This is a genomic window from Thermoleptolyngbya sichuanensis A183, from assembly GCF_013177315.1.
GTDB classification, from domain to species: domain Bacteria; phylum Cyanobacteriota; class Cyanobacteriia; order Elainellales; family Elainellaceae; genus Thermoleptolyngbya; species Thermoleptolyngbya sichuanensis.
The window spans coordinates 5,154,895-5,164,338 of the sequence record NZ_CP053661.1 but is presented as its reverse complement, the minus strand read 5'-3'; the positions used below and the strand labels follow the sequence as shown (position 1 = coordinate 5,164,338).

Here is a 9,444-nt window from a genome sequence, read left to right as displayed (position 1 = left end):
AAGAGATTGAAGCCATGGGCATTCGTACATACCGACCTTATACACCTGGCACGCGAGAGCGCTCCGTTGCTGACTTTGCTGAGATCACTCGTAGTGAACCAGAAAAGTCCCTGACTCGCTCGGTGCATCGTCCCAAGGGACGCAACAATCGGGGCGTAATCACCTGTCGCCATCGGGGTGGCGGGCACAAGCGACTGTATCGGATAATTGACTTTCGCCGCGACAAGCGAAACATTCCCGCTAAAGTAGCAGCAATCGAGTATGATCCCAACCGCAACGCCCGGATTGCGCTTCTATATTATCAGGATGGCGAGAAGCGCTACATCCTTTGTCCGGCTGGCTTGACGGTCGGTACAACTGTGATCGCAGGTGAAGACTCTCCTTTTGAGGTCGGAAACGCTTTACCACTGGGCAGTATGCCGCTAGGTACGACGGTTCACAATGTGGAATTAGTCCCTGGCAAGGGTGGACAGATTGTTCGCGCAGCAGGCGCTTCGGCGCAAATTGTAGCGAAAGAGGGTGATTTTGTGACACTCCGCCTGCCATCCACAGAGGTGCGGATGGTTCGCCGCGAGTGCTATGCCACGATTGGTGCGGTGGGTAATGCCGAGTCTCGCAACATTAGCCTAGGCAAGGCAGGACGCAAGCGTTGGTTGGGCCGTCGTCCGGAAGTTCGCGGTAGTGTCATGAACCCAGTCGATCACCCCCACGGCGGCGGTGAAGGACGTGCGCCGATCGGTCGTTCTGGCCCTGTGACCCCCTGGGGTAAGCCAGCCTTGGGCATGAAGACTCGGAAGAAGAAGAAGGCAAGTAATGCGTTGATTGTTCGTCGCCGCCGCCGCACGTCCAAGCGCGGTCGCGGAGGTCGTGAGTCTTAAGGTTCCGAATCTTTTTACAGGGTTTATGGTTCGTTGACTATCACACGTTTGGTCAATTGGTAGAGGTAAGTCGGTTATGTCTCGCTCACTCAAAAAAGGTCCTTTCGTGGCTGATCACCTTCTAAAAAAGGTTGAAGCGTTGAATGTGAAGGGCGATAAGCAGGTAATCAAAACCTGGTCTCGTGCCTCAACGATTCTGCCTCAGATGATTGGACATACGATTGCCGTTCATAACGGTCGTCAGCATGTTCCGGTTTATGTAACGGAGCAAATGGTGGGACACAAGTTGGGTGAGTTTGCGCCGACTCGTACCTTCCGGGGACATGCCAAGAGCGACAAGAAGTCTCGTCGTTAGGTTGAGTCAGGTTTATTTCAGGACGTTCGCAGTAGTTCACAGATACTTGGATTTAGTGCTTGCTGTTGCTCAAACTCTAAAAGCTCTCTGCAAGACACTTGAGAGGAAATCATCATGGCAGTTACGACCGCAGACGAAGTAAAAGCTGTTGCCCGTTATATCCGCATGTCGCCCCACAAGGTGCGTCGGGTTCTGGATCAGATCCGGGGGCGTTCTTACCGAGAGGCACTGATTATCCTGGAGTTTATGCCCTACCGCGCTTGCGATCCTGTGCTTAAGGTGCTGCGGTCTGCGGTTGCCAATGCTGAGCATAACGAGGGCTACGCCCCTGCTGATCTCGTAGTGACGACTGCCTATGCTGATCAGGGCCCCGTGCTGAAGCGGTTTCGTCCCCGCGCTCAGGGTCGGGCCTATCAAATCCGCAAACCGACTTGTCACATCACGATTGCGGTTGCGCTGGGTGCTGAAGACTAAGTTACGACCCTGTTTGGGCGTTTTGAATGGCGATCGCTCCTTGTTTTATACCCTTCACTCAAATTTTTGCCTTTTCTGAGGACGCATTGTGGGACAGAAGATTCATCCAGTTGGTTTCCGCCTCGGCATCACCCAGGAGCATCGCTCTCTCTGGTTTGCTGACTCCAGCCGCTATCCCAAGCTGCTGCAAGAGGACTACAAAATCCGCAAATATGTTGCCAAAGAGTTGAGCAGTGCAGGTATCTCTGAGGTTCGCATTGAGCGCAAGGCCGATCAAATCGACCTCCAAGTTCTGACGGCCCGCCCTGGCGTGGTTGTGGGTCGTGGCGGCGCGGGGATCGAAAAGCTGCGCGAGGGTCTTCAAAAAGAGTTGGGAGACACCAGCCGTCAGATTCGGATCAACGTGGTTGAGGTTGCTCGTGTGGATGCTGATGCTGCGCTGATTGCTGAATACGTGCAGCAGCAGCTCGAAAAGCGGGTTTCGTTCCGTCGGGTTGTGCGTCAGGCGATTACTCGCGCTCAGAAATCAGGGGTGCAGGGTATCAAAATCCAGGTGAGTGGTCGGCTAAACGGCGCAGAAATTGCCCGTACTGAATACACTCGCGAAGGCAAGGTGCCGCTCCACACGCTGCGGGCAGATATTGACTATGCCTACACCACTGCCCAGACGATCTACGGCATTTTGGGGATCAAGGTGTGGGTGTTCAAAGGCGAGATTATTCCTGGGCAGGAACGAGTAACGCAAGAAGCCGCTCCCAATAATGTGCCGCCCCGTCGCCGTCAGCAGCGCCGCCGCCAGTTTGAGGATCGTTCTAACGAAGGATAGGGAAGGCGGGCTGAAGGGCGAAAGCTGAATCAGACCAGTGCTTCCATCCCCACCCTGACCCTAGCTTCAATTTCAAGGTAGTGAGCCATGTTAAGTCCAAGACGAACTAAATTCCGCAAGCAGCAGCGCGGCCGCATGAAAGGGCGGGCAACTCGCGGCAACAATATTGACTTTGGTGATTTTGGGCTTCAGGCAATGGAGCCGTCCTGGATTACCTCCCGTCAGATTGAGGCTAGCCGTCGAGCCATGACTCGATACATCCGTCGGGGTGGCAAGATCTGGATTCGTATTTTCCCGGATAAGCCTGTTACCATGCGTCCAGCCGAAACCCGGATGGGTTCGGGTAAGGGCAACCCTGAGTTTTGGGTGGCAGTGGTAAAGCCGGGTCGAATCTTGTTTGAGATTGCTGGAGTACCGGAAGAGACAGCCCGCGAGGCAATGCGACTGGCGCAGTACAAACTCCCAATCAAGACCAAGTTCATTGTTAAGGAACAACAAGAGCAAGCAGTGGAGGAGTCGTAGAGATGGCTCTGCCTAAGATTTCAGAGATTCGTGATCTCAGTGATCAAGAACTCAGTGAGCAGATTGTAGCTGCCAAGAAGCAGTTATTTGACTTGCGCTTCCAAAAGGCGACGCGGCAACTGGATAAGACGCATCAGTTTGGGCATGTCCGCCACCGGCTGGCGCAACTGATGACTGTGGAGCGGGAGCGACAATTGGCAGCTGCACAAGCGGATGCAGAGAAGGAGTAAGGGGCAATGGCAGTCAAAGAGCGAGTTGGAGTCGTGGTGAGCGACAAGATGGAAAAGACGGTCGTCGTCGCGGTGGAGAACCGTGCCCCTCACCCGAAGTATCGCAAGATTATGGTGCGAACCAAGCGTTATAAGGTTCACGACGAAGAAAACAAGTGCAAAACGGGCGATCGCGTTCGGATTCAAGAAACCCGTCCGCTCAGCCGCACAAAGCGTTGGATCGTTGTGGACATCCTAAATCAGACTTCAGAGAGCTAGTCCACCCCGGAGGAGAGACACCATGATTCAACAGGAAACTTATCTCAGCGTGGCGGACAACAGCGGCGCTCGCAAGCTGATGTGCATTCGAGTGTTGGGTGGCAACCGCCGCTATGCCGGTGTGGGGGATGTGATCATCGCTGTGGTTAAGGATGCCATTCCGAATATGGCAGTCAAGAAGTCTGATGTGGTACGGGCAGTGGTTGTGCGAACCAAGAAGGGTCTGCGCCGAGACAGCGGCATGAGCATTCGGTTTGACGATAATGCCGCTGTGATCATCAACAACGATGGCAACCCTAGAGGAACTCGCGTGTTTGGCCCGGTTGCGCGGGAGTTGCGCGATAAGAACTTTACTAAGATTGTCTCGCTGGCTCCGGAGGTGCTGTGATGGGCAAGCTGCGCTACAAAATGCATGTGAAGAAGGGCGACACCGTCCAGGTTATTTCAGGAAGCGATAAGGGCAAAGTCGGCGAGATCTTGCGTGTTTATCCTGAAACCAGCAAGGTGGTGGTCAAGGGCGTTAACGTGCGGACGAAGCATGTTAAGCCTCAGCAAGAAGGGGAGTCTGGTCAGATTCAGACCTTTGAGGCTCCGATTCATAGCTCCAATGTCCTTCCCTACTCTACCAAGCAGAAGGTTGCGAGCCGAATTTCTTATACCTTCAATGCGGATGGCCGAAAAGTCAGAATGCTGAAGAAAACCGGTGAGATTATCGACTAGCGTTTCAGATTCACGTTTCATGTTTCATTCCTGACCAAGCCCAGGAATATATCAGGAGAGTGTTATGGCAAGTCCCAGGTTAAAAACCTACTATCAGGAGACCGTAGTTCCGAAGCTGGTTGAGCAGTTTAACTACGAAAACGTTCATCAGGTTCCTAAAGTGGTCAAGGTGACCGTGAACCGGGGGATGGGCGAAGCGGCTCAGAATGCAAAAGCGCTGGAGGCTTCTCTGGCAGAGATTGCGGTAATCACTGGACAAAAGCCAGTGGTGACGAGGGCTAAGAAGGCGATCGCCGGTTTCAAGATCCGTAAAGGAATGCCAGTGGGTATCATGGTCACCCTGCGCTCGGAGCGCATGTATGCCTTTCTGGATCGCCTTATAAACTTGGTGCTGCCTCGGATTCGAGATTTTCGCGGCATCAGCCCCAAGAGCTTTGATGGTCGTGGCAACTATACTCTGGGGCTTCGTGAACAGCTCATTTTCCCCGAAATCGAGTACGACAACATTGATCAAATTCGGGGCATGGACATTTCGATCATCACCACGGCAACCACAGATGAAGAGGGACGTGCCCTGTTAAAGGAACTGGGAATGCCCTTTCGCGATAACTGAGGCAGGCTGACAAAGAGGAAATTATGGCGTCTAACGACACAATTGCAGACATGCTGACCCGCATTCGCAACGCGAATCTCGCCCGGCATCAAACGACCGAAGTCCCGTCTACCAAGATGACGCGCAACATCGCTCGTGTGCTCTTGGAAGAAGGATTCATTAGCGAGTTTTCTGAGACAGGCGAAGGAGCGCAGAAGCGACTGGTAATTGCTCTGAAATATAAGGGCAAAGGCCGCCGTCCGATTATCAATGCGCTACAGCGGGTCAGCAAACCTGGACTGCGAGTTTACTCAAACTGCCGCGATCTGCCTCGCGTGTTGGGTGGCATTGGAATTGCCATTGTTTCAACCTCCAGCGGCATCATGACGGATCGGGATGCCCGTCGTCAGGGTGTGGGAGGAGAAGTTCTCTGCTACGTCTGGTAAGGATTTTTCTCGATCTGGCTTTGTCTGAGCGGATGGCTGCTTGGGTCAAAGCTAAATCTAGCCTTTCATTTTATTTGTGTTTGCTTTGTGTTTGCCTGGTGGCGCTTGTGTCGTAAGCGCATCGCTTGAAGGCCAGCAAGATCGTCCAGGAGTGACTTGTCATGTCTCGCATTGGAAAACGTCCTATTAGTGTTCCTCAGAAGGTGACCGTTACCCTTGACGGTCAAACTCTGGTTGTTAAAGGCCCCAAGGGAGAACTCTCGCGCACGCTTCCGCCAGAGGTTGAGGTTCTGCAAGAGGGCGATACGTTAACGGTGAATCGTCGCAACGAGTCCCGTGCTGCCCGTCAGCGCCACGGGTTGTGCCGAACGCTGGTTGCCAATATGGTGGAGGGCGTATCTCAGGGATTCCAGCGCAAGCTTGAAATCCAGGGGGTGGGTTATCGGGCTCAGATTCAAGGGCGAAATCTGAACCTGATTGTAGGCTATAGCCATCCAGTTTTGATCGAGCCGCCTGATGGAGTTCAATTTGCTGTTGAGAATAACACCAACATTCTGGTCAGCGGAATTGATAAAGAAATTGTCGGTAATATTGCGGCTCAGGTTCGCGCAGTTCGTCCGCCAGAACCCTACAAGGGCAAGGGCATTCGCTATGCTGGCGAGGTTGTCAGACGTAAGGCCGGTAAGGCAGGGAAGAAATAACCTATGAAACTGACTCGTAAAGAAGCGACTCAGCGTCGTCACGTCCGCATCCGCCAGACAGTTTCTGGCACGTCTGAACGTCCTCGTCTGGCTATATTTCGCTCTAATCAGCATATCTACGCCCAGGTCATTGATGACACGCAGCATCGAACGCTTGCTGCTGCATCGACGCTAGAGCCTGCGCTGCGCGAAAAGCTCACTTCAGGTGCTAACTGCGATGCGTCTGTAGAAGTCGGTAAGCTGATCGCAGCGCGATCGCTCGAAAAGGGGATTACGCAAGTCGTGTTTGACCGGGGCGGCAAGCTGTATCACGGCCGCGTCAAGGCTTTGGCAGATGCCGCTCGTGAAGGTGGTCTAAGCTTCTAGCCTTTCAGATTCATCTTTAGGACAAGCACACTATCCAGGACAAGCAAGCTATGGCGAAGAAAACCAAGACAAGTCGCGTCAAAGAAAAAGAAACTGAGTGGCAGGAGCGTGTTGTTCAAATCCGCCGCGTTACCAAAGTGGTTAAGGGGGGTAAGAAGCTTAGCTTCCGGGCGATCGTGATCGTCGGCAACGAACGGGGTCAGGTTGGGGTTGGGGTTGGCAAGGCCGCTGACGTAATCGGTGCAGTGAAGAAAGGCGTTGCTGACGGCAAGAAGCACTTGGTCGAGGTTCCCCTGACTAAATCTGACTCCATTCCTCACCCAACCAACGGCGCAGGCGGCGGCGCGAAGGTGATGATTCGTCCTGCAGCTCCGGGAACTGGTGTAATTGCAGGTGGTTCCGTGCGTACCGTGCTAGAACTGGCGGGTGTGAAGAACGTTCTGGCGAAACAGTTGGGTTCGGGTAACCCGCTCAATAATGCCAGGGCCGCTGCAAATGCACTTTCTGCCCTCCGCACCTTCTCTGAGGTAGCAGAAGAACGCGATGTTCCCATTGAAAAACTCTATTCTTGACGAACTATGAGACTTTCAGACACATTTCCAAAACCGGGTTCTCAGAAGCGTCGTCGCCGGGTTGGCCGGGGCATTTCCGCCGGGCAGGGTGCAAGCGGCGGCTTCGGAATGCGGGGACAAAAGTCGCGCTCTGGACGCAGCACCCGACCGGGTTTTGAGGGTGGGCAGTTGCCTCTCTATCGCCGGATTCCGAAGCTGAAGCATTTTCCGCTGATCAACCGGATGTCCTACACCATCGTGAACGTCGGAGACTTGGCTGAACTGCCTAAGGGGACAGAGGTCAGCCTCGATTCGCTGATGGAATTGGGAATTGTGACGCAAAACGATGGCCCGTTGAAGATTTTGGGCGACGGTGAACTGAGTGTTGCGCTTCAAGTGACGGCTGCGGCCTTTACTGAATCGGCGAAGCGTAAGATTGAGGGCGCAGGCGGAAGCTTCAACCTGCTAGATTAAGATATGGAGCGACTTTGCAGCAAGGCAGAGCGGTGAGTGGTTGGCTCTCCTGCTCTGCTTAGTTTTATAGAGGGAGAGGTACTGAGACTATGGTGCGCGATAAGACACCCACGGCGCAGGAAACTTTCTTGCAGATGGCCCAAGCGGCCGGACTGCGAGGACGACTTTTGCTGACTTTGGGAATGTTGATTCTGGTACGGTTGGGTGTCTTTATCCCGATCCCTGGCATTAATCGACAGGCCTTTCAGGCGGCCACAGAGACCGGCGCTTTATCGGCCATCATTGGCTTTTTAGATGTGTTTACGGGTCGAGGACTTTCGACGCTGGGTATTTTTGCACTGGGTATTTTGCCTTATATTAATGCGTCTATTATTCTGCAACTGCTGACGGCTGCGCTCCCCAGTCTTGAGAAGCTGCAAAAAGAAGAGGGAGAAGCGGGACGCCGAAAGATTGCTCAAATTACGCGCTACGTTGCACTGGGTTGGGGCATTATTCAAAGCCTGGGTCTAGCGATTTTTGTGAACCAGTTTGCTGAGTCGCCGGGGCCGCTGTTCATTGCACAGATGGTGCTGGCTCTAACGGCTGGCTCGATGTTTGTGATGTGGGTGGGTGAGCTGATTACGGAGCGGGGTGTGGGCAATGGTGCGTCGCTGCTAATTTTCGTCAGCATTGTGTCAACTTTGCCGCGATCGCTCGGACAAACTATCGACCTTGCCCAGAGTGGCGATCGCAGCGTGGTTAGCGGCGTGATCATTCTGCTTCTAGTGTTCCTGGCAATGATCGTCGGCATCGTCTTTGTTCAAGAGGGAACCCGGCGTATTCCCATCATCTCTGCCCGTCGCCAGGTCGGGCGCAGGCTCTACCTTGAGAAGAGCAGCTATCTGCCGCTGCGCCTCAATCAGGGCGGCGTAATGCCGATTATTTTTGCTACAGCGGTTCTGTCTCTCCCGATCTACCTCTCGCAGTTTTTTGGGGATAACGAGATGGTGACGCGGGTGCTGTCTTATCTGCGTCCGGGCACTTGGGTCTACGTGCTGCTGCTGCTGCTGCTGATCTTGTTTTTCAGCTACTTCTATGCCTCGCTAGTGGTCAATCCAGTAGACATGTCCCAGAACCTGAAGAAGATGGGCGCAAGCGTGCCGGGGATTCGTCCTGGTAAGGCAACGAGTGACTATCTTGAGCGGGTGCTGAACCGACTGACCTTTTTGGGTGCGATTTTTCTGGGATTGGTTGCGATTGTTCCGGCTGCCGTTGAAGGCGCGACCCGCGTGACGACCTTTCAGGGCTTGGGTGCTACGTCACTGCTAATTCTAGTGGGCGTCGCAATCGACACGGCAAAGCAGATTCAGACCTATGTAATTTCGCAGCGCTATGAAGGGATGGTGAAGCAATAGTGGCACGACTGATATTTTTAGGACCGCCCGGAGCGGGCAAAGGAACTCAGGCGGCCGAACTAGCGGCTAGCTCTTCGATTCCTCATGTTTCTACAGGAGATATTTTGCGGGCTGCTGTGGCAAGCGGAACCGAGCTTGGGCAAAAGGCTCAGTCCTACATGGATCGCGGGGAACTGGTGCCGGATGCTTTGATTCTGGACTTGGTGCGCGATCGCCTCAGCCAGCCAGATGCCCAAGGAGGCTGGATTTTGGACGGCTTTCCTCGCAATGTTGAGCAGGCCAAGTTTCTCGATGAGCTATTGGCAGAAATTGAACAGTCCTGCGATTGTGTCGTTAATTTGGAAGTGCCCGATGAGGTTTTGGTGGCCCGCCTCCTGGGTCGAGGGCGGACAGACGATAACGAGGAAGTGATTCGTACTCGTCTGGCGGTATACCGCAATCAAACTGCGCCGCTGATTGACTTTTATCGCGATCGCCAGCAGCTTGTTTCAATCGATGGCAATCAATCCATTGAACATGTGGGGGCGGCGCTACGCCAGTTGATTAGCAGCTAAGCAGCGTAGCTTGGCTTGAAAAAAACATGTATAGATAGACCGTCCCAAGCTCATTGGTCGTGCCGCGGATAACAACACACGCAGGTTCTTGGAGTATTTGTTA

At 53.7% G+C, this 9,444-nt stretch carries 17 protein-coding genes; all 17 read left to right on the top strand.

Features of this window, described 5'->3' with window-relative positions; genetic code table 11:
* Positions 1 to 14 precede the first annotated feature (14 nt).
* The 17 genes from rplB (at position 15) to HPC62_RS21360 (ending at position 9,341) form a co-directional block, all read left to right on the top strand.
* Positions 15 to 878, top strand: coding sequence for a 50S ribosomal protein L2 (gene rplB / locus HPC62_RS21440; RefSeq protein ID WP_172358440.1), 864 nt, complete (start codon positions 15 to 17; stop codon positions 876 to 878).
* Between the two features lie 76 nt (positions 879 to 954).
* The gene (gene rpsS, locus HPC62_RS21435) at positions 955 to 1,233 is read left to right on the top strand and encodes a 30S ribosomal protein S19 (RefSeq protein ID WP_068510079.1); all 279 of its coding nucleotides are present in this window, start codon (positions 955 to 957) and stop codon (positions 1,231 to 1,233) included.
* A 114-nt stretch (positions 1,234 to 1,347) separates the two neighbouring features.
* Positions 1,348 to 1,707 (top strand): 50S ribosomal protein L22, encoded by a 360-nt coding sequence (gene rplV, locus HPC62_RS21430; RefSeq protein WP_172358439.1) that lies wholly within the window; start codon positions 1,348 to 1,350, stop codon positions 1,705 to 1,707.
* Between the two features lie 88 nt (positions 1,708 to 1,795).
* Positions 1,796 to 2,533 (top strand): 30S ribosomal protein S3, encoded by a 738-nt coding sequence (rpsC, locus tag HPC62_RS21425; protein ID WP_172358438.1) that lies wholly within the window; start codon positions 1,796 to 1,798, stop codon positions 2,531 to 2,533.
* An 87-nt stretch (positions 2,534 to 2,620) separates the two neighbouring features.
* The gene (rplP, locus tag HPC62_RS21420) at positions 2,621 to 3,055 is read left to right on the top strand and encodes a 50S ribosomal protein L16 (protein ID WP_068510074.1); all 435 of its coding nucleotides are present in this window, start codon (positions 2,621 to 2,623) and stop codon (positions 3,053 to 3,055) included.
* A 2-nt stretch (positions 3,056 to 3,057) separates the two neighbouring features.
* Entirely contained in the window at positions 3,058 to 3,285 is a 228-nt protein-coding gene (gene rpmC, locus HPC62_RS21415) for a 50S ribosomal protein L29 (RefSeq protein ID WP_172358437.1), read from the top strand.
* Positions 3,286 to 3,291: 6 nt separating this feature from the next.
* Complete coding sequence (gene rpsQ, locus HPC62_RS21410) at positions 3,292 to 3,543, top strand: 30S ribosomal protein S17 (protein ID WP_172358436.1); 252 nt, start codon at positions 3,292 to 3,294, stop codon at positions 3,541 to 3,543.
* Between the two features lie 22 nt (positions 3,544 to 3,565).
* Positions 3,566 to 3,931, top strand: coding sequence for a 50S ribosomal protein L14 (rplN, locus tag HPC62_RS21405; RefSeq protein ID WP_172358435.1), 366 nt, complete (start codon positions 3,566 to 3,568; stop codon positions 3,929 to 3,931).
* Positions 3,931 to 4,263, top strand: a complete 333-nt coding sequence (gene rplX / locus HPC62_RS21400) for a 50S ribosomal protein L24 (RefSeq protein WP_068510066.1) — start codon at positions 3,931 to 3,933, stop codon at positions 4,261 to 4,263. Before rplN ends, rplX begins: the two co-directional genes overlap by 1 nt.
* A 64-nt stretch (positions 4,264 to 4,327) precedes the next feature.
* A complete protein-coding gene (rplE, locus tag HPC62_RS21395; RefSeq protein WP_068510065.1) occupies positions 4,328 to 4,876 on the top strand; it encodes a 50S ribosomal protein L5 in 549 nt (182 codons plus the stop codon).
* Between the two features lie 23 nt (positions 4,877 to 4,899).
* Positions 4,900 to 5,301, top strand: coding sequence for a 30S ribosomal protein S8 (rpsH, locus tag HPC62_RS21390; protein WP_068510063.1), 402 nt, complete (start codon positions 4,900 to 4,902; stop codon positions 5,299 to 5,301).
* 161 nt (positions 5,302 to 5,462) lie between these two features.
* Complete coding sequence (gene rplF, locus HPC62_RS21385; protein ID WP_172358434.1) at positions 5,463 to 6,002, top strand: 50S ribosomal protein L6; 540 nt, start codon at positions 5,463 to 5,465, stop codon at positions 6,000 to 6,002.
* A 3-nt stretch (positions 6,003 to 6,005) separates the two neighbouring features.
* Positions 6,006 to 6,368, top strand: coding sequence for a 50S ribosomal protein L18 (gene rplR, locus HPC62_RS21380; protein ID WP_172358433.1), 363 nt, complete (start codon positions 6,006 to 6,008; stop codon positions 6,366 to 6,368).
* Positions 6,369 to 6,418: 50 nt separating this feature from the next.
* Complete coding sequence (gene rpsE / locus HPC62_RS21375) at positions 6,419 to 6,940, top strand: 30S ribosomal protein S5 (protein WP_172358432.1); 522 nt, start codon at positions 6,419 to 6,421, stop codon at positions 6,938 to 6,940.
* Positions 6,941 to 6,946: 6 nt separating this feature from the next.
* Entirely contained in the window at positions 6,947 to 7,393 is a 447-nt protein-coding gene (gene rplO, locus HPC62_RS21370; protein ID WP_172358431.1) for a 50S ribosomal protein L15, read from the top strand.
* Positions 7,394 to 7,482: 89 nt separating this feature from the next.
* A complete protein-coding gene (secY, locus tag HPC62_RS21365) occupies positions 7,483 to 8,787 on the top strand; it encodes a preprotein translocase subunit SecY (protein WP_172358430.1) in 1,305 nt (434 codons plus the stop codon).
* Positions 8,787 to 9,341 carry an adenylate kinase gene (locus tag HPC62_RS21360; RefSeq protein WP_172358429.1) on the top strand — a complete coding sequence of 185 codons (555 nt, stop codon included), beginning with the start codon at positions 8,787 to 8,789 and terminating at the stop codon, positions 9,339 to 9,341. The genes secY and HPC62_RS21360 overlap by 1 nt, the downstream gene beginning before the upstream one ends.
* Positions 9,342 to 9,444 lie beyond the last annotated feature (103 nt).

Bases quoted from the DNA above. Each gene is read 5' to 3' on its own strand.
- rpsE (WP_172358432.1), top strand. From the start codon at position 6,419: ATGGCGAAGAAAACCAAGACAAGTCGCGTCAAAGAAAAAGAAACTGAG.
- rpsH (WP_068510063.1), top strand. From the start codon at position 4,900: ATGGCGTCTAACGACACAATTGCAGACATGCTGACCCGCATTCGCAAC.
- rplV (WP_172358439.1), top strand. From the start codon at position 1,348: ATGGCAGTTACGACCGCAGACGAAGTAAAAGCTGTTGCCCGTTATATC.
- rpsQ (WP_172358436.1), top strand. From the start codon at position 3,292: ATGGCAGTCAAAGAGCGAGTTGGAGTCGTGGTGAGCGACAAGATGGAA.
- rpsS (WP_068510079.1), top strand. From the start codon at position 955: ATGTCTCGCTCACTCAAAAAAGGTCCTTTCGTGGCTGATCACCTTCTA.
- rplB (WP_172358440.1), top strand. From the start codon at position 15: ATGGGCATTCGTACATACCGACCTTATACACCTGGCACGCGAGAGCGC.
- rpmC (WP_172358437.1), top strand. From the start codon at position 3,058: ATGGCTCTGCCTAAGATTTCAGAGATTCGTGATCTCAGTGATCAAGAA.
- rplO (WP_172358431.1), top strand. From the start codon at position 6,947: ATGAGACTTTCAGACACATTTCCAAAACCGGGTTCTCAGAAGCGTCGT.
- rplP (WP_068510074.1), top strand. From the start codon at position 2,621: ATGTTAAGTCCAAGACGAACTAAATTCCGCAAGCAGCAGCGCGGCCGC.
- rplR (WP_172358433.1), top strand. From the start codon at position 6,006: ATGAAACTGACTCGTAAAGAAGCGACTCAGCGTCGTCACGTCCGCATC.
- rplE (WP_068510065.1), top strand. From the start codon at position 4,328: ATGGCAAGTCCCAGGTTAAAAACCTACTATCAGGAGACCGTAGTTCCG.
- rplF (WP_172358434.1), top strand. From the start codon at position 5,463: ATGTCTCGCATTGGAAAACGTCCTATTAGTGTTCCTCAGAAGGTGACC.
- secY (WP_172358430.1), top strand. From the start codon at position 7,483: ATGGTGCGCGATAAGACACCCACGGCGCAGGAAACTTTCTTGCAGATG.
- rplX (WP_068510066.1), top strand. From the start codon at position 3,931: ATGGGCAAGCTGCGCTACAAAATGCATGTGAAGAAGGGCGACACCGTC.
- rplN (WP_172358435.1), top strand. From the start codon at position 3,566: ATGATTCAACAGGAAACTTATCTCAGCGTGGCGGACAACAGCGGCGCT.